Source organism: Streptomyces sp. NPDC050287 (genome assembly GCF_044459385.1).
Classification (GTDB): Bacteria; Actinomycetota; Actinomycetes; order Streptomycetales; family Streptomycetaceae; genus Streptomyces.
Genome location: NZ_JBITIY010000005.1, coordinates 490779 through 516316 on the forward strand (window position 1 = coordinate 490779; position 25538 = coordinate 516316).

Sequence of the window (25538 nt, forward strand, 5' to 3'; positions counted from 1 at the left end):
ATTGTCGTGGTTTGCTCGAAGTGTTAGCGTCCGGTCGGCGGACATTCAGTTGAATGCGCTAAACCATTGACCGCCTGGACGGTAAACCATGAGCGATGGTTTCCTGCATGAATCCCTTCGCTGTGCCGACTGGGGGGTCGCCACGGCGGACACCATCGCGGCACCGCCGCCGCCCCTGCCGGAACGTGGCGGACACTTCCGGCAGTGGACCGACGACCTCCGGCAGCTGACCGGCGTCGTCGCGGACACGCACCGCATGGTCGCCGGATGGCCGCTGCTCCAGCCCGAGGGCCCCGGCGACTGGGACCGGCATGCCCTGGACCGCTGTGACCGGGCGCTCGACGGCCTGCTCGCGCAGGGCACCCGGCCCTGTCTCACCCTGCTCGACCGCTCGCTGCCGCCGTGGCTGGACGCGGCCGGCGGCTGGCTCGCCCGTGACACCGCCGAGCACTTCGCCGCCTACGCCGCCGAACTGGGCCGCCGTTTCGGCGACCGGGTGGAACGCTGGATCACCTCCACCGACCTCGCCGGTCCCACCCTCGCGGACCACGTGGCCGGAATGTATCCCCCGAGCCGGGGCGCGGGCCGGGCCGGGCTGCCCGCGGTCCACCACATCCTGCTCGCCAACGGTCTCGCCACCCAGGCCCTCAGGGCCACCGGCGCACGCGGCCGGATCGGGACCACGGTCACCCTCGTCGGCGGCTACCCGGCCACCGAGGACCCCTACGACCGGCTCGCCCTGGAGCGCCTGGAGAGCTGGACCAACCGTCTCTTCCTCGACCCCCTGCTGCTCGCCGAGCACATGGTGACCGAGGAGGACGTCTCACCGGTCGAGGCCACCGGCTGCGTACGCCCCGGCGACCTGGAGACCATCGCCACCGAGCAGGACCTGCTGGGCCTGTCCTGGCACACCCCGTTCCGGGTCACCGCACCGGAGAACCTGCCCCGCGTGCTGCCGACGAGAACGTGTCAGAGCGCCCTCAACGAGGTGAACCGCCTGCTCGTGGGACTCGGCTTCGCGATCGTCCCGTTCGACGACGTGGAGACCACCGCCTACGGCTGGCCGATCATCCCCGAAGGACTCGCCGACGCCGTCGCCGACCTGTACGAGCTGTACGGCGAGGTGCTGCCGCCGCTGTCCGTCGTCGACAACGGCATGGGCGATCTGGACCTGGTCGACGAGAACGGGCGCAGCGACGACGACCGGCGCCGGGCCCTGCTGCGCGCCAGGCTCTCCTGGCTGGCCGGACTCACCGCGGCCGGGGTGGAGGTGTGCGGCTACGAGTACTGGTCGGTCCTCGACAACCTGGAGGCCAAGTTCCGCTACACCCGCCTGTACTCGATGGCGGTCCCGGACCACGAGGCCCCGCCGCGCCCCCCGATCCCCTCCGACTGGCTGCGCAGCGGAGCCTTCGCCGGCGCCGCCGTGCCCGAAGCGGGCCGCGCGAGGGGTCTGAGTCTGGTGCCGTCCGCGCCGCGGAAGCGGGGCGCGGGAGCCTCGTAGTCCCGTAGTCCCGTACTCCCTTGTAGTCCCCGCTCCGGACGCGGGGCGCCGGAACCTGGCGAAGTCCCTGCCGCGGACTCAGGAGGCCGGAGCCTCGTAGTCCCTGCCGCGGATCAGTCGTACCGGCGTGTAGACGAGGACGTCCTCGTCCCGCTGGTTGCGCACGGTGATCCGGCTGGTCACCACGCCCCGGCCGGGCTTGCTGGAGGGCCGGGACCCGGTGGTCTCCACGACGGCGTACACGGTGTCGCCGACGTACACCGGACCCAGCACGTCGAGTTCCATGTGGAGGAAGGCGAGGCCCGTGCCGTGCAGCACGTTCGTCTGCAGGACGAGCCCTTCGGCGAGGCAGTACGTCAGCCCGCCCGGGACCAGTCGCCCGGTGTAGCCGCCGTCCGCGGCGTGCGAGGCGTCCCAGAAGAGCGGCTCGGTGAAGCCGCCCCAGGTGACGAAGTTGACCAGATCGGTCTCCGTGACGGTGCGGCGGGCGGTCCGGAAGACCTGCCCGACCGGCATCTCCTCATAGGTCAGCCCCTTGACCAGCAGGGGGGCCTCGGTGGTGGTCTGCTGCGGCGCCATGATCGGTTCCTCTCGTACGGTCGGTGGTCACAGGTCGAGCGGGTGCTTGCCGCTGACTCCCTCGAAGTCCGCGGGCCGCTTCTCACGGTGGGCGGCGAGTCCCTCGACGACCTCGTGCCCGCCGAACCCGAAGAACTCCAGCCCGAGCGAGGCCTCGAAGATCGGCTGGGCGGTGCGGTACCAGTGGTTGAGGGACCGCTTGGTCCAGCTGATGGCGCTGGCCGGCCCGGCGGCCAGCGCGGTCGCCACGCGCAGGGCCTCCGTGTGCACCTCCGCGTCGTCCACGCACTTGGACACCAGGCCGATCCGCTCCGCCTCCTCGCCGGTGAGCGTCTCGCAGGTCAGGAGGTAGTACTTGGCCTTGGCCATGCCGCACAGCAGCGGCCAGCAGATGGCGGCATGGTCGCCGGCCGCGACGCCGAGCCGGGTGTGCCCGTCGACGATCTTCGCGGTGCGGGCGACGACGGAGATGTCCGCCAGCATGCCGATGACCAGCCCCGCCCCGACCGCCGGGCCGTGGATCGCGGAGACCACCGGCTTGGAGCAGTTGAGCACTCCGTAGACCATGTCCCGCGCCTCCCGCATCACCCGGGCGCGCACCGCGTAGTCCTCGGTCATGGCCTCGATGGAGTCGAAGGTCCCGCCCGCCGAGAACGCCCGGCCCGCCCCCTGGACGACCACCGCGCGGGTCTCCTCGTCCCGGTCCACGACGGACCAGATGTCGGCGAGCTCACCGTGCATCCGCGGATCCACGGCGTTGAGGTTCGGGGCGTCGAGCACGATACGGAGCACGCCGGGCGCGGGCCGCTCGAACGTCAGGCTCGTGAACGGGGCGTAGGGATCGGTCACGTCGCGCTCCTGGTGTATTCAGTGTGGATACTATAATTATCTAACTGTATCGAAGGGTGGGCGGCAAGCGGGCCGCACGTGACGTTGCACGGAGGACGGGAAGCTCGGCATGGATCTCACCTTCAGCGAGGAACAGGACGAACTGCGCAAGGTCGTCCGCTCGTTCCTCGCCAAGCACTCCGACGAGGCGGCCGTGCGCCGCCTGGCCGCCGACCCTCGCGGTCACGACCCCGTCGTCTGGCGGCGGATGGCCGGCGAACTCGGCCTGCAGGGGCTCGCCGTCCCGGAGGAGTACGGCGGCTCGGGCTTCGGCTACGTCGATCTCGGCATCGTCTTCGAGGAGACGGGCCGCGCGCTGCTGTGCGGGCCGTACTTCGCGACCGTGGCCCTGGCCGCTGAGGCGCTGCTGCGCTGCGGCGACGAGCAGGCGCGAGGCGACCTCCTGCCGGGCATCGCGTCCGGCGAGACGGTGGCCACCCTGGCGCTCACCGAGGACGGCGGCCGATGGGACGAGCAGGGCGTCGGGCTGACCGCCGCCCCTGACGGAAGGGGCGGCTGGCGGCTGACCGGCGTGAAGACCTACGTCCCCGACGGGCACCTCGCCGACCTGCTCCTGGTCGTCGCCCGCACGCCCTCGGGTGTCAGCCTCCTCGCTGTCGAGACCGCCGGCGCTCCGGGCCTCACCCGCACCCCCCTGCCCACCCTCGACCAGACCCGCAAACAGGCCCGGATCGAGTTCACGGACACCCCCGCCCGCCTCCTGGGCCCCGAGGGCGGGGCATGGCCCGCCCTCGAACGCACCCTCGCCACCGCCGCCGTACTCCTGGCCGTCGAACAGGTCGGGGGAGCCGCGGCCGCCCTGGACGCCGCCGTGGAGTACGCCAAGATCCGCGAGCAGTACGGCCGGCCCATCGGCTCGTTCCAGGGGATCAAGCACAAGTGCGCCGACATGCTCATGGAGATCGAGTCCGCCCGCTCGGCCGCGTACGGCGGGCTGTGGGCGCTGGACGCGGGCGACGAGACGGAGATCGCGGTCGCCGCCGCCCTCGCGCAGGCCTTCTGCTCGGAGGCGTTCACCAAGGTCGCCGCGGACAACATCCAGGTCCATGGCGGCATCGGCTTCACCTGGGAACACCCCGCGCACCTGTACTTCAAGCGGGCCAAGAGTTCCGAGGTTCTGCTCGGCACACCGTCGTACCACCGGGAACTGCTCGCCGCCCGGCTCGGCATCTGAGACTCAGGGAGAAGCAGACATGGAGCTGGACTTCGGGCCCGCGGTGCGCGGCTTCCGCGACGAGGTGCGGGACTGGCTGGCCGACCACCTCGTGGGGGAGTTCGCCGAGCACCGGGGCGTGGGCGGTCCCACCGACGGCGCGGCCTGGGAGGTCCGCCTCGCCTGGGACCGTGAGTTGTCCGCCGGCGGCTGGCTGGGCGTCGGCTGGCCCCAGGAGTACGGCGGACGCGGGCTCGGACTGCTGGAGGAGATCGTCTTCGAGTACGAGTACGCCCGTGTGAACGCCCCGTACCGGGCCACCGTCAACGCCCTCGACCTGCTCGGCCCGATGCTTCTCAAGATGGGCAGCGAGGCGCAGAAGAAGCGTTTCCTGCCGCCGATCCTCGGCGTCGAGGAACTGTGGGGCCAGGGCTTCAGCGAGCCCGGCGCCGGCTCCGACCTGGCGTCCGTGCGCACGCGGGCGGAACGGGACGGCGACCAGTGGGTGGTCAGCGGACAGAAGGTGTGGACGTCGTTCGGCATCCACGCCGACTGGCTCTACGTCCTCACCCGCACCGACCCGCGGTCCGCGCGGCACAAGGGCCTGAGCATGCTGCTGGTGCCCACGGACCAGCCCGGCGTGGAGATCCGCCCCATCCGCAACCTCGCCGGTCAGGACGAGTTCGCCGAGATCTTCCTCTCCGACGCGCGCACCGGTGCCGACATGGTCGTCGGCGAGGTCGACCAGGGCTGGCGCACCGCGATGGCCACGCTCGGCATCGAGCGCGGCACCACGCTCCTGCCCCAGCAGCTCGCCTTCGAGCGGGAGGCCGAGGCGCTGATCGACCTGGCCCGGGAGCGGGGCGCGCTCGACGATCCGATGCTGCGCCGCCGCATCGTCGACGCCTGGATCTCCGTACGCATCATGCGCACCACCAACCTGCGCACCATCGCCGAACTGACCGCCGGCCGCACGCCGGGCGCCCAGGCCACCACCGCGAAGCTGTACGCGTCGACCAGGCACCAGCAACTCGGCCAGCTGGCCACGGAGTTGGCGGGCCCCGCCGGACAGATCGTAGGGGAGGACTACGGCCTGGACACCCGGCAGCGCTCCTTCCTGCTCTCCCTCGCGGAGACGATCTACGGCGGGTCGAGCGAGATCCAGCGCAACATCATCGGCGAACAGGTCCTGGGACTCCCGAAGGAGCCACGCCCGTGACGTCGCTCGAGGACCGCGTCGACCGCATCGAGTCGCAACTCGCCATCCAGCAACTGCCCATCCGCTACGCGCTCGCCGTGGACGGCCGCGACCTCGACGCCTGGGTCGGCTGCTTCCGGCCCGACGTGGACATGGGGCGCCACGGCCGCGGGCGGGCCGTCCTGCGGCAGCACATCGAGCCCCAGGTGCGCGGCTTCCATCGGTCGGTCCACCAGATCTGCGGTCACCGGGTCGAGTTCACCGGCCGCGACACGGCGACCGGCGCGGTCTACTGCCGGGCCGAGCACGAGGTGGGGGAGCGGTGGATCGTGATGGCGATCTGCTACTGGGACGACTACGCGCGCGTGGCCGGTGACTGGTACTTCTCCCGGCGCCGTGAACAGCACTGGTACGCGGCCGATGTCACCGAGCGCCCGCAGGCTGTGGGCTTCAAGGGCTGGGAGGGAGCCGGAGAGCCGGCGCTGCCCGAGGCTTTCCCCTCCTGGGCCGCCTTCTGGAAGGAGACGACGTGATGGAACGAGGCACACGGCTGGCCGGGAGAACGGCTCTGGTCACCGGCGCAGGGCAGGGCGTGGGCCGCGGCATCGCGCTCGCGCTGGCCGCCGAGGGGGCGGCCGTGGTGATCACCGGTCGCACCGAAGGCAAGCTGAAGGACACGGCCGGGGAGATCATCGAACGCGGCGGCCGGGCGCACACCGTGGTCGGGGACGTGGGGGAGCGGGACGACGTCGACCGCATGGTGGCCGAGACGGTACGGGAGTTCGGCGGCCTCGACGTGCTCGTCAACAACGCGCAGTCCTCGGTGCAGCGCAGGCTGGCGGACACGTCGTACGACGATGTCGAACTCACGTACCGCAGCGGCCCGTTGGCCGCGTTCCACGCGATGCAGGCCGCCCTGCCCCACCTCAAGGAGAGCCACGGCTCGGTCGTCAACCTGGGTTCCTCGGCCGCGGTACAGGGCGAGGCGACCTTCGCGGCGTACGCGATGGCCAAGGAGGCGATCCGAGGCCTGACCCGGGTCGCCGCGCGGGAGTGGGGACCGTACGGGATCCGGGTGAACGTCATCTGTCCGGCCGCGCTCAGCCCGGCCGCGGAGGACTATCTCGCCGCGCACCCGCAGAAAGCGGAGGAACTCGCGCGTCAGATCCCGTTGGGCCGGCTGGGCGACCCGGAGGCCGACATCGGCCGGGCGGTGGCCGCGCTCGTCAGCGACGACATGGTGTATCTGACGGGTGCGACGCTGATGCTGGAGGGCGGCCGGACCCTGATCGGGTGACGGGGTGGGCTGCCGCCCGGCCCGTACCCCGCTGCCGCAGGCCACCGGCAGCCGTCACACGACACCCCGGGCCCGCAGCCCCGCCAGCTGATCCTCCGTCACCCCGGCGAGGACGGTGAGCACGTCGGCGGTGTGCTCACCCAGGGCGGGCGGCGGGGCGTACCCCTCGACCGGGGTGGCCGTGAACCGGATCGGGTTGGCGAGCAGGGGCAGTCGTCCCGACACCGGGTCCTCGACCTCGACCAGCATCCCCCGGTGTTGTATCTGCGGGTCGGCGAAGACCTCGGGCATCTCGTTGAACGGGCCCGCCGGGACGTCGTGTTCGTCGAGTACGGCCAGCCACTCGTCCCGGGTCCGGGTGCGCAGGATGGACTCCAGCACCGGCAGGATCTCCTCGCGGTGGGTGATCCGGGCGGAGGTCGTCGCGAACCGTTCGTCCTGGAGGAGGTCGGTGCGGTCGGCCGCGGCGCAGAACGCGGCGAACTGCTTGTCGTTGCCCGCGACCAGGAAGATCGGCTTGTCCTGGCACGGGAAGGCCTGCGAGGGGATCCCGCCGTACCCGCCGTTGCCGCGGCGCTGCGGAACCTCGCCGGAGACCAGGTAGTTCATCGCGAAGTGGGACAGCGAGGCCAGCCCGCAGTCCAGCAGGGACAGGTCGATGAACTGGCCCTCTCCGGTGGCGTCCCGGTGACGCAGGGCCGCCAGCACGGCGGTGGAGGCGTACAGGCCCGTGAGGATGTCGATCATGCTGACGCCGACCTTCATCGGCTCCTGGGGGTGCCCGGAGACGCTCATCATCCCGGACATGGCCTGGAAGATGCCGTCGTAGCCGGGGCGGTCGGCATACGGGCCCGTCTGGCCGAAGCCGGTGACCGAGAGGTAGACCAGGCCCGGGTTGAGCCGTCGCAGGCTCTCGTGGTCGAGGCCGTACTTCGCCAGCGTGCCCGTCCGGAAGTTCTCCACCAGTACGTCCGAGCGCGCGGCGAGGGCGCGAATCAGCTCCTGCCCCTCGGCGGTGGCGTGGTTGACGGTGACCGACCGCTTGTTGCGGTTGGCGGAGAGGTAGAAGGCGGCGGTGTCGGTCCGGTCGCCCTCGGGCCCGGGCGCGAAGGGCGGGCCGTACGTCCGGGAGTCGTCCCCCGATCCGGGCCGCTCGACCTTGATCACCTCGGCGCCCAGGTCGGCCAGCATCTGGGTGGCCAGGGGTGCGGCGAGGATGCGGGACAGATCCAGGACGCGGATCCCGGCCAGTGCGGTCGACGGCATCGTGGTCTCCCTCTGTTCACGGACAGCGAATCAGTTATATAAATAATACATCTAGGCGACTGGATCACGCCCCGCGTGATTGCTGAACTATCCAATTCATGTAACTATATGAATCGGCCGACAGGCCGGAACCGGAGGGCGTGCTGATGACCGTCGCGGCGAGGACCCTCAGCGAACAGGAACAGCGTGAACGCCGGACCTGGTTCCGCGCCCGCTGGGAGCGCGGAGTCGCCTTCAACCGCCGCTGCCGCATCCGGGTGACGCGCTGGGACCCGGACGGAGTCGAGATCGTGCTCCCCTACGCCGAGTCGCTCTCCGCCCACGAGGACGTCTTCCACGGCGGGGTGATCTCCGCGCTCATCGACACCGCCGGCGCCGGAGCCGTGATCGCCGGGCACGACTTCACCAAGGGGAGCCGGCTCAGCACCGTGTCCATGTCGGTGCAGTACCTCGCACCCGCCCGCGGCCGTGAAGCGATCGCCTACGCGCGCTGTGTACGGCGGGGCGGCCGGGTGCACTTCGCCGACGTCGACGTGATGGCCGACGGACGCATCTGCGCCCGCGGTCAGGTGGTGGTGACCATCTCCGGGGAACGGCCCGGCGTCGGCGACCCGATCGAACCGCTGGACGAGGAGTGACGTGATGCCGGAGGAGCCCGTGGTGTCCGCTGAGGACCTGGACCTGGTGCTGTACGAGGTCGACGAGGACGGCGTGGCCACCGTCACCCTGAACCGGCCCGAGCGCAAGAACGCGTGGAGCATTCCCATGGAGCGCCGCTTCTTCGCGCTCCTCGACGAGGCCGCGCAGGACCCCGCCGTCCGGGTGGTGGTCGTCACCGGGGCGGGCCGGGCCTTCTGCCCCGGGATGGACATGCAGCGGCTGGAGCAGAACTCGCAGCCGGGCGAGTCCCTCAACCTCCAGGCGCGCGTCCCCATGTACAGCAGGCGGAACATGCCGAAGCCGATGATCGCCGCCGTCAACGGCGCGTGCGCGGGCATCGGCCTGGTCCAGGCCCTCATCTGCGACGTCCGCTTCGCCGCCCGCGGGGCCCGCTTCACCACCGCCTTCACCCGCCGCGGCCTGGCCGGCGAGTACAACCTCCCGTACGTGCTGCCGCGCGTCATCGGCCTGGAGAACGCGCTCGACCTGCTGCTGTCCGGCCGCGTCTTCGACGCCGACGAGGCCAAGGACCTCGGCCTCGTCAGCCGCGTCGTCGAACCCGAGGACCTCCTCGACGCCGCGCGCGCCTACGCCCGGGACATCGCCCGCAACTGCTCTCCGCGCGCCATGGCCGTCGTACGCCACCAGGTGTACGGCGACCTCGACCGCCCCTTCACCGACGCCCTCGCCCGCTCCTACTCCGCGATGGAGTTCTTCGCGGGCTCACCCGACTTCCGCGAGGGCGTGGCGAGCTTCGTGGAGAAACGGGAGCCCAAGTTCGAGGGACTCCCGCCGGACTTCGACCCGGACGAGGCCACCCGGGACGCGTTCCTGCCGTACTGACCCGCTGTACCGATCTGCCGCACTGACCCGCTGTACCGATCTGCCGTACAGATCCGCTGTTTCGACCGAGGAGCACGACGATGACAGGGCAGCCGTTCCCCGTCGAGGCCGGGCACATCATGATGTTCGCCCGCGCCATCGGCGACGAGAACCCGGCGTACGCGGGTGAGTCGGCGCTGGCGCCGCCCACCTTCACCATGGCGAGCGCCCACTACGACCCCGACTACCACCTGCGTCCCAAGCCGGACGAGGAGTGGTTCGGGTCGGGCCGCGACGCCGGAGTCATGGCGGAGGGCGCCGGCGGGCTGCACGCCGAGCAGCACTTCGAGTACCACCGTCCGGTGCGGGCCGGCGAGACGCTCTACGCGCACCTCAGCACCGGACGCAGCTGGGAGAAGCAGGGCCGCACCGGCCGGCTCCTGTTCAGCGAACGCATCACCGAGTACCGGGACGCCGACGGCGAGCCGGTCGTCAGCGCCGTGACCGTGGCCGTCGTCCCCGAGGGCCCGGCAACCCCGAAGGACGCCCGATGAGCCTGAGCCCGGACGACATCAAGGTCGGCGAGACGCGCGAGAGCATCCTCGTCGACGACCTCAAGCGGACCCGGATCGTGCAGTACGCCGGCGCCTCCGGCGACTTCAATCCCCTGCACACCGACGAGAAGTTCGCCGTCGAGGCCGCCGGATACCCCGGTGTCTTCGCCCACGGCATGCTGTCGATGGGCATGACCGGCCGCGTCCTCACCGACTGGGTCGGCCCCGGGGCGCTGCTGCGCTACGGCGTGCGCTTCAAGGCCCAGGTCTGGCCCGGTGACACCCTGACCGCCACGGCCACCGTCGAGTCGATCGAGGACACGCCGGCCGGCCCGGTCGCCCACTTCGCCCTGCGCACGGTCAACCAGAACGGCGTCGAGGTGGTCACCGGTACCGCGGCGGCCCGCCTGGAGCCCTGAGCCGATGGCCGCCGCGCAGGAAGGGGTGCAGGCGGCCACCTGGACCTCCATGGTGAGCCGCGCCTACGACCACGCCCGCCCCGCCGTCCGGTTCGGCGACCTGACCTGGTCCGGACGTGAACTGCTCGACCGGGCGGCCGGCGCGGCCGACTGGCTGGACACGCTCGGCCCGGAGCCCGGTACGCCGGTGCCCGCCCTGGTCGCCACCTCCGCCGACGCCCTGGCCCTGGTCATCGGCGGCGCCGGCTCCGGCCACCCGCTGGCACCGCTCGGCGTGCGTATGACCGCGTACGAGCTCGCGGACGTGGTGCGGGCCACGGACTCTCCCGTCCTGCTGGCCCAGCCCGAGTTCGCCGACCTCGGCAGACAGGTCGCCGAGCTCTCCGGCCTGCGGATCGCCGTCGTGCCCGAACTGCACCCCAGCTCAAGGGAGTTGACAGCGGACCCCGGCGAACTCGCCGCCGTCCTGCACACCTCCGGCACCACAGGCCGGCCCAAGCCCGTCCCCATGACCCAGCGACGCCTGGCCGCCCGGGCCCGCGTCAACGGGCACCTGTGCGCACTCGACCCCGACAGCTTCTACGGCGGCAGCGCCCCCTTCCACCACATCGCGGGCCTCGGCAACATCGCCGTCGCCCTCGCCGCCGGCGCGCTGATCACCGGCCTGCCCCGCTTCACCGTCGAGGGCTGGACCCTGCTGCGGGACCTCGGCACCACGCACACCAGCATGGTCCCGGCGATGCTGGAGACGCTGCTCGCGGCCGGCCAGGCCCGTCACGAGACCCTGCGCACCCTCCAGTACGGCGGCGCACCCGTCCGTCCCGGCACTCTGCGGAGAACGTACGAGGCGATGCCCGGGGTCCGCATGCTCAACATGTTCGGCCAGACCGAGGGCTCGCCGATCAGCGTGCTCACCCCCGAGGACCACCGGGAGGCGGTCGCCGGACGGAGCGAACTGCTGCGCTCGGTGGGGCGGCCCGCCCCCGGCGTCGAGCTCAGGGTCCACGCCCCCGGGCCGGACGGCGTCGGCGAGATCCACGCCCGCGCCGACCACCTGTTCCGGATCGACGCCGAAGGCTGGCTGCACAGCGGCGACCTGGGCCGCGTGGCCGGGGACGGCTATCTCTACCTGCTCGGCCGAAGCACCGACATGATCATCCGAGGTGGCGAGAACGTCCACCCGCTGGAGGTGGAGACGGTCCTGTCCGCGCACCCCGGCGTGGCGGACGTGGCGGTCACCGGCGTTCCGGACGAGCGGCTCGGACAGACCGTCGTCGCCTTCGTCGTCCCCGCCGATCCCGACGCCCCGCCACAGCCGGCGGCGCTCCACAGCCACACCCGCGCCCGGCTGTCCGGGTTCAAGGTCCCCGTCCGCTGGTGGTTCGTGGACGACCTGCCCCGCAACGCCAACGGCAAGGTCGTACGCCGGACTCTCCGGGAACCCACCGCGTTCGAAGGAGAGACACGTGACGCTTGACCACTCGGTCGTCGCCCCGGAAACCGCCGGCGTCGACCCGCACCGCCTGGACGTACTGCTGCGCAGGATCCGCCTGGAGGTCGAGCACGGACCGTTGCCGTCCGCCCAGGTCGCCGTGGCGCGGGGCGGGCGACTGGTGGCCTTCGAGACCTGGGGGGAGGCCGAACCGGACACGCGATACGTCCTGCAGTCCGTCGGGCGGTCGATCGTCGCGGGCGCGGTGTGGAAGCTGATCGGCGAGGGCCTGCTGGACGTCGGCGAGCAAGTCGCCGCGATCATCCCGGAGTTCGCGCCCAACGGGAAGGAGGAGGTGACGGTCGAGCAGGTGCTCACACACACCGCCGGCTTCCCCTTCGCACCGCTCGGGTACCCGAAGATGCTCGACCGCGAGCAGCGCCTCGCCGCCTTCGGCCGCTGGCGGCTCGACTACCCGCCGGGCAGCCGCTTCCAGTTCCACCTCACCTCGGCCGCCTGGCTGGTCGCCGAGATCGTCGAACGGCGTACCGGCCTGGCCTTCGCCGACTACCTGCGCGAGCGGATCGCCGGACCGCTCGGCCTGTCCTCGCTCGAACTCGGTGTCCCGGTGGACCGGCAGCCCGGCACCGTCGCCCCGATGATCGCCACCGACCGCACGAGCGACGAGCAGGAGCCCGATCCCTGGGGCCCCTGGTACCTGTCCGATCCGCGGGTGCTCGCCGCCGGGGAGCCCAGCCACGCGCTGGTCGCCACGGCCGCCGACGTCGCCCTGTACTTCCAGGCGCTGGAGCACTCGGGCCTGTGGAAGCCGGAGGCGGTGGCGGAGGGGACCCGGATCCGGCTGACGGAGCACCCGTACGGGGAGCAGATCTACGGGGGCGGCGGCAACCGCCGCACCAGCATGGGCCTGTTCGTCACCGTGGCCGGACCCGACGCCGGCAGCAACCTGCCGTCCACCGGTTCACCCGCCCTCTTCGGCAGCGCCGGAGCCGCCTACCAACTCGGCTTCCTGGACCCGGAGTCCGGCCTCTCCTTCGTCTGCCTGAGCAACGGCTACCCCCTTGCCGGCTACGACCACTCCCGGCGCGGCACCGCCCTGCTGACCAACATCGCGAACCTCGCCGCGGACCTCACGGACTAGAACGAGCCGGACAGGCCTGAGCCCGGTACCGGAATCCGGTACCGGGCTCAGCCCCGTCGGTCCCGCGACGCTCAGCGGACGATCAGCTGCTGGGCGTTGTTGTACATGATGTCGTCCTGCGCGGACTCGCCGAGCTCCGCGATGAGCTTGCGGAAGTCGGCCGGGTTGGCCAGGCCCTCCGCGTGCGGGAAGTCGGAGCCCATCACGATGGACTCGTGGTAGCCCAGCCGCTTGACGACGTTCACGATGTCGTCCTCGGGATACGGCACCACGCGGACGTGCTTGCGGAAGACCTGGCTGGGACGCTCGTCCAACTGGCCGCCGACCCAGGGGCCGTTGCGGCCCATGCCCCGGCTCTTGTCCATGTGGCGCACGAAGTGCGGCACCCACTCGGAGCCGAACTCGGACACCAGGACATTGATGTCGGGGAACCGGCCGAAGAGGTTGTCGAAGATCAGCGCCGACAGCGTCTCCTCGATCGGGCGCTGGCCGTAGGTGTTCTGCCACTGCCAGGCCGACATCCGGAAGTGGATGGGGTTGGGGTCGTAACCCCAGGAGGGCGCCACCTGCGAGTTGTAGTAGAACTCGCTGATGTGGTAGCAGACGCTGGCCTTGGCTTCGTTGACCAGTTTCCAGAACGGGTCGAAGTACGGGTCGCCCGGCGAGCGGCCGTAGACCGGCCCGGTGGGCAGCAGGATGAAGCGGGCGCCCTGCTCCAGGACGTACTCCAGCTCCTTGACCGCGCTGGGCAGGTCGCGCAGCGACAGCAGCGCGGGGGCGTAGATGCGGTTCTGGTGGTTGAAGCCCCAGACCTCGTTCATGTACCGGTTGAAGGAGTGATAGTTGGCGTAGAGCGGCTCGACGCCCTTCACGTACTCCTCGGCGACCAGGGCCCAGCCGCCCGGGTAGATGATCGTCTGGTCCAGTCCCTGCTCGTCCATGACCCGCAGCCGGGCGTCGCGGTTCTGGTAGGACTCGTGCATCGGCTCGAACTGGTACGTCTCCTCGGGATTGCCCGAGGCCATCGCCTTGAGCATCTCCTTCAGTGAACCGGGACGGTAGACCTGCCCGAACTCCGGCTCCAGACATACGACGATCCGGTCGCCGGCGAGGATCACCTCCCGCCCGTCCGGCAGGGTCACCGGTGCGACCGCCGCACCGAGGAACTCCTTCGGGAGGTAGCGGGTGAAGGAGTCCCGCTCCTCGTACATGTGCTGGTCGCAGTCGAAGATTCGCTTGCGCTGTTCGGCCATGCCCGTCGCCTCCGGACCCCAGGAGCTAGCTATTCAGTACGCCTTCTATAATTATCTAACTGTTTATCGAGCGCAAGGGGTGGGTGGAGGTCGGCTCGTGGCGGTGCGGGGGCGGTCCGCCGCGGCGGGGAGGTGGCCCGCCGCGGGGAAGTCCGGTCAGTCGAGGAGTTCGAGTACCGTCTTGGGCCCGGCCGCGTTCACGACGTCGTCGGCGCTGGAGATGTGCCGCTGCCACAGCTTCTCGGCCTCCTCCGCCTTGCCGGACTCGATCAGGCCGACCATCCGCACGTGCGCCCGGTGTCCCTTGAGGGCCTGCGCCTTCTGGGTCTCGGCGTCGGTGGCGCCCGCGGTGTACGACGCGTTGGCGCGGTCGATGATGCTGCGCAGCATGCCGCACAGCAGGATCAGCGTCTGGTTGCCGGTGAGCTCGACCAGCAGGGCGTGGAAGGCGTCCTGCGCGTCGACGAGGGAGAGCGGGTCGTCCAGGACGGCCTTCTCGGCCGCCACCGCGTTACGCAGCCGCTTGATGTCGTCCGTCGTGTGCTTGAGGGCGAGCTGGCGGGCGCAGGGCGGCTCGATTAGGGCCGCCGCGCGGTAGATGTCGCCCAGGGTGGCGCCGCGGTACTCGAGGATCAGTCCGGCGAAGCGGGCGGCGACATCGGCGTCGGGCGCGCTCACCCGGGCGCCGCCGTGGGCGCCGCGGCGCACCGTGATCAGGGACTCCGACTCCAGGACCCGGAACGCCTCGCGCAGGGTCGGGCGCGAGATGCCGAACTGCTCCATCAGGCCCGACTCCGGCGGCAGCGCGTCGCCCGGCTTCAGTTCACCCCGTACGATCTGGCGGCGCAGGTGCCCGGCGACCAGCTCGGCGGTCTTCGGTACCCGCACCTGGCGTCCGACGCGATTGCGGGAGGGGGCGGGCACGATCGCCGTTTCTGCTGCGCGGGCTGCCTCGGCCACGGTGGGGTCTCCTCATATAGCCAAATGAATCGTCTTAGTGCATCGAGGGTACCAGGTCAAGGGGTGGGTGATCTTGCCTTCGGGGGAACCTGATCTGGTGTCCGGGCCGTCATTGGTATATAGATGATTCATCTAGCTATAAACGTGGCTGTCGCAGCCAACGGGCCCGTGGGAGTGACCTCGATGACCGAGAACCCGACCCCGGTGATCCTCACCGAGCTCACCGACGACGGGGTCATGCTCCTCACCCTGAACCGGCCCGAGCGGCACAACGCGTGGACGCTGGAGATGGAGCTGCTCTACAACGAGCTGTTCGACCGCGCGGAGGCCGATCCGCGGGTCCGGGCCGTGGTCCTCACCGGGGCGGGCCGCAGCTTCTGTCCGGGTATGGACATGAGCGTGCTGGACGCGGCGTCGTCCGGAGCCCGCCCGTGGCCCACGGACCAGCTGCCCCCGCGCACCCGCCCCATGTCCTTCCCGAAGCCCGTGGTGGCGGCCGTCAACGGCGCCTGCGCGGGCATCGGGTTCAACCAGGCGCTGATGTGCGACGTCCGGTTCGCCGTGCCGCACGCCAAGTTCGCCGCCGCCTTCAGCGCCCGCGGGCTGGTGGCCGAGGACGGCGTGTCCTGGCTCCTGCCCCGGCTGGTCGGCTACGGCAACGCCGCCGACCTGCTGCTGTCCTCGCGCCGGATCACCGGGACCGAGGCGATGGCGATGGGGCTGGTCAACCGCCTGGTGGAGCCGGCGGAGCTGCTCCCGGCGGCGCTCGCGTACGCGACCGAACTGGCCCGCTCCGCCAGCCCGTACGCGATGTCCCTCATCAAACGGCAGCTCGCCGACGATCAGGCCAAGTCCTTCACCGACAGCCGCGACGACGCGGCCGCGCTGCTGGCCACCGCGAAACGCGCCCCGGACTACCGGGAGGGCGTGCTCAGCTTCATCGAGCGCCGGCCGCCGCGGTTCGCGGGGCTGGGGGAGACTCCGGCCGTGGCCCCCGCGCTCGGGCAGGAGGCCTCATCATGACGCGCTCCGAACTTCCGCTGCACCGCCGCACGATCACCGTCACCGCGTACGCGGAGGGCGGCGACGGGATCTCGGTCGAGGCGGAACTGAGCGACGTGCGCCCCTGGGCCCAGCCGCCGGCCGACGTCGTCCACCGGATGGTGCTCGCGGTCCGGGTACGTCTGGCCGACATGGTGGTCGTGCACGCCGACGCGGACATGCGGACCTTCCCGCACGCCGAGTGCCCGCTGATCACGCCGGTCTTCGACGGCCTGGTCGGCCTCAGTGTCGCCGCCGGGTACAACCGGGCGATCCAGGACCGGTTCCGCGGGGTGCTGGGCTGCTCGCACCTCCACGAGCTGGCCCGCGCCCTGGGTCCCGCGGTGGTGCAGGCGGCCATCTCGGCGAACGCGGGCCTGCGTTACGCCGGCGAGCAGTCCCACGACCCGCGTTCCACGGCGGGCGTGCTGAACAGCTGCCACATCTGGGCACCGAACGGCGTGGGCCTGCGCAAGCTGGACGCGGGCTGGGTCCCGGGGACCGGCCCGCGTCCGGTGCCGCCGCTCAAGACCTTCGAGGGCCGTGAACCGGGGACGTCCGGCGCCTGAACGCGAAGGACGACCCGCTGCTGTCCCGCGGCCGGCTGTACCCACATGGCCGGCTCGCGCCGGACAGCGTCCATCAGCGGCCCGCGGCCGCGGGGGCATCGCGGGACCGGACCACGTGAGCTACGGCCTGGAGGTCGGCACCCCGCACACCGAGTCCCTGGAGTGTGCGCACACCGTCGCCGGCCGGATCCGCTGACTAGGGCCCTTCTGATGGATCTCCGCGGCGTCGCGACGCCCGGCACGCACGCTCACCGCACGGCGCGAAGGGCCAGGTGGCTCCGCCACATGACCCTCCACGCCGCACGGCGATCGCACGCACCGAACGCCGCTCCTTCTCCCACGGAGATCCATCAGAAGGGCCCTAGCGGCCCAGGTAGGCGAGCTCGGGGAAGTGCCGCTGGTACGCGTCCAGCAGGCGCTTCGCGACGGTGTACGAGTCGATCAGCGGGTGGATGGTCAGCGCCTTGACCGCGTGGGCCCGCTCCGCGCTCGTGGCGGCGTGGATCACCGCGCGTTCGACCGCCTTGACGGCGCACACCAGGCCCTGGCCGTGGTCGGGCAACGGGGCGCCGGCGATGGGGCGGGCGCCGTTGGCGTCCACATGGCAGGGGACCTCGATGACGGCGTCGTCGTCCAGGGCGGGGATACGGCCGCGGCCCCGGACGTTGAGGATGAGCGTGGTCCGCTCGTCCCGGGCGATGGCCCGCATGAGAGCGAGGGCCACCTGCTCGTACCCGCCGGATTCCAGGTCGCAGGAGTCCCGTTCGCCCATGCCGACGGCGTCGCGGTTCTCCGCCATGTACGTGGTCTCGCGCTCCAGCCGGGTGGCGTCCCAGGCGTTCCACGCGGCACGGGGTGCGGTCGGGCCGTCGCCCGCGGTGTCCAGCAAGTCGTAGAAGCGCTGCTGCTGCGTGTGGAGGAAGGCGCCCCGGGTGTGCTCGGCGGCCCGCGTGGTGCCGACCGACTCGCGGTGGAAGTAGTAGTAGTGCAGGTACTCGTTGGGCAGTGCGCCGAGCGTGCGCAGCAGGTCTGCGCCGAAGAGCTTGCCCTCCTCGAAGGAGGTCAGGGCGGCCTCGTCCTCGAACAGGGACGGCAGCAGGTCACGGCCGTCGGCGTACAGGCCGCACAGCCAGCCCAGGTGGTTCAGACCCACGTAGTCCAGGCTGGTGCGCGCCGGGTCGACGCCGAGCGCCCCCGCCACGCGGCGGCCCAGACCCACCGGGGAGTCGCAGATCCCGATCACGCGGTCGCCGAGGAGGGCGGTCATGGCCTCGGTGACCATGCCGGCGGGGTTGGTGAAGTTGATGACCCAGGCATCGGGGGCCAGGGCGGCGATACGCCGGGCGATCTCGAGAGCCACCGGGATGGTGCGCAGCCCGTAGGAGATGCCGCCCGCGCCGACGGTCTCCTGGCCGAGCACACCTTCCTCCAGCGCGATCCGCTCGTCCGCCGCGCGGCCGGCGAGCCCGCCGACCCGGATGGCGGAGAACACGAAGTCGGCTCCGGTGACCGCCTCGTCCAGGTCGGTGGTGACGGTGACCCTGGGTGCGTCCGGGTGCCCGGCCGCCTGGTCGGCGAGGACCTTGCCGATGGTCGTCAGCCGGGAGGCGTCCAGGTCGTACAGGGTCACGTCGGTGACGCGTCCGTCGCCGTGGTCGCCGAGCAGTGCCCGGTAGACCAGCGGGACGCGGAAGCCGCCGCCCCCCAGGATCGTCAGTCTCATACCTCGACCACCTCGACTCCCGCCTCACGCAGACGGCTACCGGTCTTCTCGTCCACCGGGGCGTTGGTCACCACGACGTCGAGTTCCTCAGGACCGCACACCCGGGCCATTCCGGTGCCGGGAAACTTGCCGGTGTCCGCCACCAGGACCACCTGGGCGCTGGCGGCGATCATCGCCCGCTTGACGGGCACCTCGACGGCGGTGGTGTCCAGCACCTGGCCGTCGGGGCGGACCCCGCTGGTGCCGAGGAACAACCGGTCGGCGTGGACCTGCCGCAGGTTGTCCTCGGTGAGGAAGCCGACCAGTGAGCGGTAGTCGCGCCGGACCACGCCGCCCAGCAGGATCAGCTGGACGTCCTTGTCGTCCTGGAGCTCCTCGTAGACGGCGAGGTTGCTGGTGATCACGGTCAGCGACCGGCCGTGCAGGTGGCGGGCCACCCGGTGGGCCGTGGTGCCGATGTCGAGCAGCACGGTCTCCCCGTCCCTGACGAGGTCCGCGCACCAGGCGGCCAGCGCGTCCTTCGCCTCGACCCGGACGCCGGCCACGTCGGCGAACGGGTCGTCCTCGCCCAGCACGGGGGCGGCACCGCCGTAGACCCGCTTGAGCAGTCCCTCGTCCTCAAGTTGTACGAGGTCCCGACGGATCGTGGCCTGACTCGCCCCGACCTGCTCGGCCAGGGCGACCACCGAGATGGGCCCGTCCGAGCGCAGGGCGCGAAGGATCAGCTGATGTCTTCGGTCAGCGAGCATGCCGCTGACCATACTCGCGAACTCTTCAAACTCAAGCAAAGTCACGCATGAATGTCTCGATATTCGCTTGACCCTTGTCAAAGTCGCGCACCGGGTGCACTCTCTTGCGTAATTCAAGCGAGGTCCGGACCCCACTCCGGTCGGCCGAAGCGGACGAACGGCATATCCCGCCGTCACGGACGCCTCGGCACCGTCTGAGAGGACCAGCTCACACGCCCCGGGTGGCTGAAGAGTTCCTACCACGCCGATGCTCTTCAGCCACCCGGCCCTCCCGCCGCACCCCTCCACGGCTCACGACTCACAGGTCCTGTCGGACATACCCGATATGGCCGACGCGCAGAACCCGCCCAGAACTAGGAGAAGATCGTGGATCTTTCCCGCAGACGATTCCTTCAGGCCGCCGCCCTGACGGCCGCCGCGGCCGGCGCCACCGCAGCATGTGGCGGCGACTCAGGATCGAGCGGCAGCAAGGACAGCAAGGACCTGACCCTCTGGTACTGGGGAGGCGCGCTCAGTGACAAGGTCGTCGCCGAGGCCAAGACGCACTTCAGCAGCCAGGTCAAGCTGACCGTCGCCTCCATCGGCGGCGACTTCAAGCAGAAGCTCACCACGACCCTCGCGGCGGGTGCCGCCGTCCCGGACATCACCGGCATCAAGGGGGAGGACATCGCCTCCTTCCTGCCCAACGGCAACCGTTTCCTGGACCTGAACGAGCTGGGCTTCAAGAACCTCGCCTCCCAGTACCTGGGCTGGAAGACCGAGCTCGCCAAGACCACCGACGGCAAGCAGATCGGTTTCCCGATCGACATCGGTCCCACCGCGCTCTACTACCGCGCGGACCTGTTCGACAAGGCCGGGCTGCCCTCCGACCCGGCCAAGGTCGCCGCCGAAACCAAGACCTGGGACGACTACTACGCGCTCGGCGCCGAGCTGAAGAAGGCGTTGCCCGGCACCTACCTGATCAACAACCTCGGCTCGGTGTTCAACATCGCGGTCGGCCAGGGGACCCAGCGGTTCATCGACAAGAACAACCACTTCATCGGCGACCAGGACCACATACGCGCCGCCTGGGATCTCTCCGTCCGCCCCTACCAGCTCGGCCTCGACGGCAAGATCAACGACAACACGCACAACGCCGCCCTCAGCAAGGGCACCCTCACCACCGAACTCGGCGCGGCCTGGCACGCGTTGGACATCGAGCAGGCGGCCCCCAACACCAAGGGCAAGTGGCATGTCAGCCCGAACCCCGGAGGACCGGCCAACCAGGGCGGCTCCTATCTGGCCCTGCCCAAGCAGTGCCGTAATCCCGAAGAGGCATTCAAGATCATCAGCTGGATCCTCAGCCCGGCCAACGACGCCCGCGGATTCACCGACGCCGCCATCTTCCCTGCCTGTCCTGCCGCTTACGCGATGCCGGCCATGACAGGTCCGGACGCCTTCTTCGGCGGACAGAAGATCATCGAGGTCTTCGGCCCGGCCGCCAAGGCCATCCCCGACAGCTACGAGGCACCCGCCGACGCCGCCGTCATGGCCCCCTACCTGACCGAGTTGACCAACATCGAGGCGAAGGGCAAGAAGCCCGACGACGCCTGGAAGGACGCGGTCAGCCAGGCCAAGCAGATCGGCCAGCGGCAGGGAGTGAGCTGACATGTCCTCACCTCCGGTCACCGGCCCCGCCGCGGTGCCCAAACACCGCGGCGGGCCGGGCCCGGCCCGCTTCCGCCCGCGGCGCACCCCGCCCGCAGGCGCCGTACGGGTCAGGCGTCGCGGGGCGCTGTCCTACTGGCGGCAGTACCTGGCGATCTCGCCCTTCTACCTGGTCTTCCTCGCCTTCTCGTTCTTCCCGGTCATCTACTCGCTGTATCTGGCCTTCCAGCGCTGGGACGGCATCGGCACCATGCACTTCGTGGGCCTTCAGGAGTTCCGGTTCCTGTGGAAGGACCCCGTCTTCTGGCTGTCGATCCGCAACACCCTGGTGATCTGGGTCCTGTCCACCGTGCCCACGCTCGTCGGTGCCCTGGTGCTGGCGACGCTGCTGCATTCGGTGCGCCGGTTCAAGGGCTTCTACCGCATCGCCCTCTACGTGCCGAACGTCACCTCGATCGTCGCCGTGGCGATCTTTTTCGGCGCGGTCTTCAGCAACAACTTCGGTCTGGTCAACGCGATCCTGGACACGGTCGGCATCTCGCCCGTCCCGTGGCTGAGCGACCCGTGGCTGATCAAACTGGTCATCGCGCTGCTGATGACCTGGATGTGGACCGGCTACAACATGATCATCTACCTGGCCGGGCTCCAGACCATCCCGAAGGAGGTCTACGAGGCGGCCAAACTGGACGGCGCCGGCCCCGTCCGCACCTTCTTCCAGATCACCATGCCGATCATGCGGCCCATCATTCTGTTCACCGTCATCATCTCGACCATCAACGGCCTGCAGAGCTTCAGTGAACCCCAGGTCCTCTTCGCCAGCGAGGCCGCCAACCCCAGCCTCGGCGGCCCCGGCCAGGCGGGCCTGACCACGCTGCTCTACTTCTACCAGTCGGCCTTCGTCAACAACGACTACGGCTACGGCGCTGCCATCGTGTGGGCCTTCTTCGTACTGATCATCGTGCTGGTCGTCATCAACTGGCGGATCGTGCAACGAGGGAGGAAACCATGACAGCAGCGGGCACGACGCCGAGGGCGATGGACACGAGGCGGTCCCCCCGACGCCCCAGGGGCCTGAGCGCGCACGTCTTCCTCATCCTGGCTGTCCTGATCTCGGTCTTCCCGTTCGTGTGGACGATCATCATGGCGACCAACACCACCCAGGACATCTACAAGAGTCCGCCGAAGCTGACCTTCGGCTCCCACCTGCTGGAAAACATCCGGCACATGCTCAAGACCATCGACTTCTTCGGGTCGATGCTCAACACCATCATCGTCGCGTCCGTCACCACCGTCCTGGTGCTGTTCATCGACTCCCTGGCCGCTTTCGCCTTCGCCAAGTTCGACTTCCCCGGACGCAGGGTGCTCTTCGCCGCGCTGCTGGGGTTCATGATGCTGCCGTTGCAGCTGGGCATCCTCCCGCAGTTCATCCTCGTCTCCAAGATCGGCTGGGTCGGCACGCTCAGGGCACTCGCCCCGCCCGCCCTCGCCAACGCCTTCGGAATCTTCTGGCTGCGCCAGTACATCCAGAGCGGCGTGCCGGACGAACTCCTCGACGCCGCGCGCATCGACGGCGCCGGGTTCTTCCGCCAGTACTGGAACATCACGCTGCCCATGATCAAGCCGGGGCTGTCCTTCCTCGCCATCTACGCCTTCGTCAACGCCTGGAACGACTACATCTGGCCGCTCGTCGTGCTCACCAAGCCCGGCCACGTCACCCTGCAGGTGGCGCTCGCCCAGCTCAACGTCGCCCACAACACCGACTACAGCATGGTCATGGCCGGTGTGCTCATGGCCTCCGTCCCGATGCTCATCGTCTTCTCGATCTTCGCCCGAGGCTTCATCGCGGGCGCGACGGAAGGTGCCGTGCAGGGCAGCTGAAGCCGTTGTCGCCCCCGGTCTGCGAGGAGGCGGCTCCTCGGCGTCGAGAGAGGTGAGGAATGACGGATGTCGATCCGCCGGGGTGGCCGGCGGCCGGTGAGCATGCTGAGGAGGGGACGGTGGACGGCGCGGAGCGCGGCAAGGTGCTGGTGGTGGGCCTGGACGGGGTGCGCTTCGACCGGCTGACCGTCCCCGAGCCCGCGGCCGGGGGGACCCCCGGCCGGCTTCGCTCGCCGTCCACGGCGCCCGTGCTGCAAGGGCTGATGGCGGCGGGCGCCCACGGCACCAGTCTGCTGCCCTACGGCGAGGTGGACGGGCAGGCGGAGGGCGGGCCGTCGACCAGCATGGCCTACACCGACTCGGGACCCGGGTGGTCGAGCGTGCTGACCGGAGTGTGGCCCGACCGTCACGGGGTGACCGGCAACGACTTCACCGGCGCCGACTACTCCCGCTACCCCGACTTCCTCAGCCGCGCCGTCACCGCCCGGCCCGGTCTGCGCGCCGCGGCCGCGGTGTCGTGGGCCGAACTGGTCCACCGCGGCACGCTCGGCCCCGCCATCGGCCGACGGGTGGTGCACGACGGCGATCCGGAGGGCTACGAAGCCGCGGACCGCCTGGTCGCCGGCACCGCCGTGCACTGGCTCACGGAAGGCGACCCGGACGTCGTGTTCGTGTACTTCGGCGCCGCCGACGAAGCCGGCCACACCACGGGCCCCCTCAGCCCCGCCTATGACCACGCCCTCCTCGCCCAGGACGCCCACCTCGGGCGGCTGCTGGACGCGATCGACGCCCGGCGCTCCCACCCCGGCCGCGCCGAAGAACACTGGACCGTGCTCGTCACCACGGACCACGGCCACCTCGACACCGGCGGCCACGGCGGCGACACACGTGCCGAGCGAGAGGTCTTCGTCATCCTCGCCGAGCCCGGCATGCCCGGCGGCACCCTGCTCGACACCCCCCGCCTCGTCGACGTGGCCCCCACCGTCCTGGACCGTCTCGGCATCCCCGTCGACCCCGCCTGGGGCCTGCAGGGCCGCGTCCTGCCCCGGCCCGGCCAGGGGGGCTTCTGATCCTTTCCGCGGCGTCGCGACGCCCGGTACGTCTGTCACCGCACCGGGCGAAAGCGCAGATACATCGCGGTACGGGGAGCCCCTAGTCGACGTCGACCGGCCCGTCGCCCGACTTGCCGTCCTTGCGCGCGTGCAACTGGAGCAGGCCGTTGTTGTTGCCGTTGGCGCTGTCCTCCGGGGGACGGCGGCCGTCGGAGGAGTCATGGCCGTTGAGGTTCTGCCGGACCGAGTCGAGGATCGTCAGGCCCTGGGACACCAGGCCGGCGGCGATCTCGCCGAGACCGTCGGCGCCGTTGAGGACGTTGACGTTGGCGCCGGCGAGGCCGCCCGCGGCCTCCTTCACGATCTGCGGGAGCTGGTCGATCAGCATCCGGTCGAGCGCGACCCGGTCGTAGGAGGCCGCGGCTTCGGCCTGGATCCGCATGCGCTGGGCCTCGGCGGCGGCGAGCACCCTGATCCGTTCGGCCTCGGCCTCGGCGGGCTTCACGATCTCGGACACCAGCTGCTGCTGGCGCAGTTTGGCCTGGCGCAGGGCGAGGTCCGTCTGGGCGTCGAGGACCTCCTGCTGGGCGTGGGCCTGTGCCAGCGGTCCGGCCTGCGCGGCCTTCGCCTGCGCCCGGTCCACCTCGGCCGAGTACTCCGCCTTGACCACGGCGGTCTGCCGGGCGTACTCCGCCTGGTTACGGGCCGCCGCCTGCTCCGCCTCGACCGAGGCCTGGGTGGCCTGGGCCTGGGCGATCTGGGCCTGCCGCTGGATGGCCGCCTTGTGCGGCGCGGACATCGCGTCGATGTAGCCGGTGTCGCCGTCGTCGATCGACTGGATCTGCAGCGAGTCCACGATCAGACCGATCTTCGCCATCTCGGTCTTCGAGGTGTCCAGGACCTCCGCGGCGAGCTTCTGCCGCTCGGTGACGATCTCCTCGACCGTCATCGAGCCGATGATGGCCCGCAGGTGGCCGGCGAATATCCGGCCGGTCAGCACCGACATCTGGTCCTGGTCGGAGAGGAACCGCTGGCCCGCGTTGATGATGCTCTCGTGGTCGTTGCCGACCTTGAAGGCGATGACCGCGCGGACGTGCAGCGAGATGCCCTGCCTGGTCACGCAGGTCTCGGTGACCTCGGACTCGCACATCGACAGGGTGAGGAACCGGGTCTTGCGGAAGATCGGGAGAACGAACTTGCCGTGCCCCGTCACCACTCGGAACGGCGCGCCCCCCAGTCCCCGCCGTCCTCCCGAGATCAGCATCGCCTCGTCGGGAGCGGGAACGCGGTATCCGAACATTGTCTACTCCTCAGTCGGCGCCGGCGGCATCGCCACGAGCGCGTCCAATGGATCCGCCCACTCGATGACGCCGACCTCGCGGCAGCCGCGCGACTCGATCACGAGCACGGTCGCTCCGGTGGGCAGGGGATCCTCGGACCAGGCGAGGAAGGTCTCGGAGCCGCCTCTGACCCGCACGAGGATCTCGCCGGGGCCCGCGGATCCGCGGGTTCCGATGAGCAGCTTCCCCGTGCAGCCGATCACGGCCTCGTCCTGCGGCATCACGGCCGTCCTCCATCGTCTGGCCCCAGGTTCCCGACGATAGACCCACTGGGGCCGGGGGCCCAACGGGCATGACGATCCGGCCCACCGTGCGTCGCCCGCCCCGCCCCCGACGCGCTCTGTCGTCGCAGGCGGCACAGCATCTCCCGG

26 protein-coding genes are annotated in these 25538 nt (G+C 70.5%); 17 read left to right on the forward strand and 9 right to left on the reverse strand.

The window, feature by feature from the left end:
* Positions 1-88 precede the first annotated feature (88 nt).
* Entirely contained in the window at positions 89-1504 is a 1416-nt protein-coding gene (locus ACIBK3_RS20840) for a family 1 glycosylhydrolase (RefSeq protein ID WP_399367368.1), read from the forward strand.
* 78 nt (positions 1505-1582) lie between these two features.
* Here the strand turns inward: ACIBK3_RS20840 and ACIBK3_RS20845 are convergent, their stop codons facing one another.
* Both ACIBK3_RS20845 and ACIBK3_RS20850 read right to left on the reverse strand, forming a co-directional pair.
* Complete coding sequence (locus tag ACIBK3_RS20845) at positions 1583-2083, reverse strand: MaoC family dehydratase (protein WP_399367370.1); 501 nt, start codon at positions 2081-2083, stop codon at positions 1583-1585.
* Positions 2084-2110: 27 nt separating this feature from the next.
* Positions 2111-2932 (reverse strand): enoyl-CoA hydratase/isomerase family protein, encoded by an 822-nt coding sequence (locus tag ACIBK3_RS20850; protein WP_399367372.1) that lies wholly within the window; start codon positions 2930-2932, stop codon positions 2111-2113.
* 109 nt (positions 2933-3041) lie between these two features.
* On the opposite strand from ACIBK3_RS20850, the gene ACIBK3_RS20855 reads away from it, so the two are divergent.
* The 4 genes from ACIBK3_RS20855 to ACIBK3_RS20870 are packed head-to-tail and all read left to right on the forward strand — an operon-like array spanning position 3042 to position 6640.
* Positions 3042-4166 carry an acyl-CoA dehydrogenase family protein gene (locus ACIBK3_RS20855; RefSeq protein WP_399367374.1) on the forward strand — a complete coding sequence of 375 codons (1125 nt, stop codon included), beginning with the start codon at positions 3042-3044 and terminating at the stop codon, positions 4164-4166.
* 19 nt (positions 4167-4185) lie between these two features.
* Positions 4186-5364, forward strand: a complete 1179-nt coding sequence (locus tag ACIBK3_RS20860) for an acyl-CoA dehydrogenase family protein (RefSeq protein ID WP_399367375.1) — start codon at positions 4186-4188, stop codon at positions 5362-5364.
* Complete coding sequence (locus ACIBK3_RS20865) at positions 5361-5876, forward strand: nuclear transport factor 2 family protein (RefSeq protein WP_399367377.1); 516 nt, start codon at positions 5361-5363, stop codon at positions 5874-5876. The genes ACIBK3_RS20860 and ACIBK3_RS20865 overlap by 4 nt, the downstream gene beginning before the upstream one ends.
* The gene (locus ACIBK3_RS20870; protein WP_399367380.1) at positions 5876-6640 is read left to right on the forward strand and encodes an SDR family NAD(P)-dependent oxidoreductase; all 765 of its coding nucleotides are present in this window, start codon (positions 5876-5878) and stop codon (positions 6638-6640) included. Before ACIBK3_RS20865 ends, ACIBK3_RS20870 begins: the two co-directional genes overlap by 1 nt.
* 54 nt (positions 6641-6694) lie before the next feature.
* On the opposite strand, the gene ACIBK3_RS20875 is transcribed toward ACIBK3_RS20870, so the two are convergent.
* Positions 6695-7906: a CaiB/BaiF CoA transferase family protein gene (locus ACIBK3_RS20875; protein ID WP_399367381.1), complete on the reverse strand. Its 1212-nt coding sequence runs from the start codon at positions 7904-7906 to the stop codon at positions 6695-6697.
* Between the two features lie 146 nt (positions 7907-8052).
* Here ACIBK3_RS20875 and ACIBK3_RS20880 point away from each other — a divergent pair, with 146 nt between their 5' ends.
* From ACIBK3_RS20880 to ACIBK3_RS20905, 6 genes are all read left to right on the forward strand, one after another.
* On the forward strand, positions 8053-8544 hold the full coding sequence (locus tag ACIBK3_RS20880; RefSeq protein WP_399367383.1) for a PaaI family thioesterase: 492 nt from the start codon (positions 8053-8055) through the stop codon (positions 8542-8544).
* A 4-nt stretch (positions 8545-8548) separates the two neighbouring features.
* The gene (locus tag ACIBK3_RS20885) at positions 8549-9409 is read left to right on the forward strand and encodes an enoyl-CoA hydratase-related protein (RefSeq protein WP_399367385.1); all 861 of its coding nucleotides are present in this window, start codon (positions 8549-8551) and stop codon (positions 9407-9409) included.
* Between the two features lie 80 nt (positions 9410-9489).
* Positions 9490-9942: a MaoC family dehydratase N-terminal domain-containing protein gene (locus tag ACIBK3_RS20890; protein ID WP_399367387.1), complete on the forward strand. Its 453-nt coding sequence runs from the start codon at positions 9490-9492 to the stop codon at positions 9940-9942.
* On the forward strand, positions 9939-10361 hold the full coding sequence (locus ACIBK3_RS20895) for a MaoC/PaaZ C-terminal domain-containing protein (RefSeq protein ID WP_399367389.1): 423 nt from the start codon (positions 9939-9941) through the stop codon (positions 10359-10361). Before ACIBK3_RS20890 ends, ACIBK3_RS20895 begins: the two co-directional genes overlap by 4 nt.
* A gap of 4 nt (positions 10362-10365) precedes the next feature.
* On the forward strand, positions 10366-11838 hold the full coding sequence (locus ACIBK3_RS20900; protein ID WP_399367391.1) for a class I adenylate-forming enzyme family protein: 1473 nt from the start codon (positions 10366-10368) through the stop codon (positions 11836-11838).
* Entirely contained in the window at positions 11828-12955 is a 1128-nt protein-coding gene (locus ACIBK3_RS20905; RefSeq protein ID WP_399367393.1) for a serine hydrolase domain-containing protein, read from the forward strand. Before ACIBK3_RS20900 ends, ACIBK3_RS20905 begins: the two co-directional genes overlap by 11 nt.
* 71 nt (positions 12956-13026) lie before the next feature.
* Here the strand turns inward: ACIBK3_RS20905 and ACIBK3_RS20910 are convergent, their stop codons facing one another.
* Complete coding sequence (locus ACIBK3_RS20910; protein WP_399367395.1) at positions 13027-14208, reverse strand: amidohydrolase family protein; 1182 nt, start codon at positions 14206-14208, stop codon at positions 13027-13029.
* Positions 14209-14364: 156 nt separating this feature from the next.
* Positions 14365-15168 carry a FadR/GntR family transcriptional regulator gene (locus tag ACIBK3_RS20915; protein WP_399367396.1) on the reverse strand — a complete coding sequence of 268 codons (804 nt, stop codon included), beginning with the start codon at positions 15166-15168 and terminating at the stop codon, positions 14365-14367.
* A 183-nt stretch (positions 15169-15351) separates the two neighbouring features.
* Here ACIBK3_RS20915 and ACIBK3_RS20920 point away from each other — a divergent pair, with 183 nt between their 5' ends.
* Both ACIBK3_RS20920 and ACIBK3_RS20925 read left to right on the forward strand, forming a co-directional pair.
* Positions 15352-16191 carry an enoyl-CoA hydratase-related protein gene (locus tag ACIBK3_RS20920; protein WP_399367398.1) on the forward strand — a complete coding sequence of 280 codons (840 nt, stop codon included), beginning with the start codon at positions 15352-15354 and terminating at the stop codon, positions 16189-16191.
* The gene (locus ACIBK3_RS20925) at positions 16188-16778 is read left to right on the forward strand and encodes a DUF2889 domain-containing protein (protein WP_399367400.1); all 591 of its coding nucleotides are present in this window, start codon (positions 16188-16190) and stop codon (positions 16776-16778) included. Before ACIBK3_RS20920 ends, ACIBK3_RS20925 begins: the two co-directional genes overlap by 4 nt.
* Positions 16779-17139: 361 nt before the next feature.
* Here ACIBK3_RS20925 and ACIBK3_RS20930 read toward each other — a convergent pair whose 3' ends face one another.
* Positions 17140-18501: a 6-phospho-beta-glucosidase gene (locus tag ACIBK3_RS20930; protein WP_399367402.1), complete on the reverse strand. Its 1362-nt coding sequence runs from the start codon at positions 18499-18501 to the stop codon at positions 17140-17142.
* On the reverse strand, positions 18498-19250 hold the full coding sequence (locus ACIBK3_RS20935; RefSeq protein ID WP_399367404.1) for a DeoR/GlpR family DNA-binding transcription regulator: 753 nt from the start codon (positions 19248-19250) through the stop codon (positions 18498-18500). Before ACIBK3_RS20935 ends, ACIBK3_RS20930 begins: the two co-directional genes overlap by 4 nt.
* Before the next feature lie 366 nt (positions 19251-19616).
* Between ACIBK3_RS20935 and ACIBK3_RS20940 the strand changes: the two genes are divergently transcribed.
* The 4 genes from ACIBK3_RS20940 to ACIBK3_RS20955 are packed head-to-tail and all read left to right on the forward strand — an operon-like array spanning position 19617 to position 23845.
* Complete coding sequence (locus ACIBK3_RS20940) at positions 19617-20897, forward strand: extracellular solute-binding protein (protein ID WP_399367406.1); 1281 nt, start codon at positions 19617-19619, stop codon at positions 20895-20897.
* A gap of 1 nt (position 20898) precedes the next feature.
* On the forward strand, positions 20899-21906 hold the full coding sequence (locus tag ACIBK3_RS20945) for a carbohydrate ABC transporter permease (protein WP_399367408.1): 1008 nt from the start codon (positions 20899-20901) through the stop codon (positions 21904-21906).
* Positions 21903-22775 carry a carbohydrate ABC transporter permease gene (locus tag ACIBK3_RS20950; RefSeq protein WP_399367410.1) on the forward strand — a complete coding sequence of 291 codons (873 nt, stop codon included), beginning with the start codon at positions 21903-21905 and terminating at the stop codon, positions 22773-22775. Before ACIBK3_RS20945 ends, ACIBK3_RS20950 begins: the two co-directional genes overlap by 4 nt.
* 59 nt (positions 22776-22834) lie before the next feature.
* Positions 22835-23845 (forward strand): alkaline phosphatase family protein, encoded by a 1011-nt coding sequence (locus ACIBK3_RS20955; RefSeq protein ID WP_399367412.1) that lies wholly within the window; start codon positions 22835-22837, stop codon positions 23843-23845.
* Between the two features lie 82 nt (positions 23846-23927).
* Here ACIBK3_RS20955 and ACIBK3_RS20960 read toward each other — a convergent pair whose 3' ends face one another.
* Positions 23928-25127: a flotillin family protein gene (locus ACIBK3_RS20960; RefSeq protein ID WP_399367414.1), complete on the reverse strand. Its 1200-nt coding sequence runs from the start codon at positions 25125-25127 to the stop codon at positions 23928-23930.
* Positions 25128-25130: 3 nt separating this feature from the next.
* Positions 25131-25388, reverse strand: a complete 258-nt coding sequence (locus tag ACIBK3_RS20965) for a hypothetical protein (protein WP_399367416.1) — start codon at positions 25386-25388, stop codon at positions 25131-25133.
* Between the last annotated feature and the right edge of the window lie 150 nt (positions 25389-25538).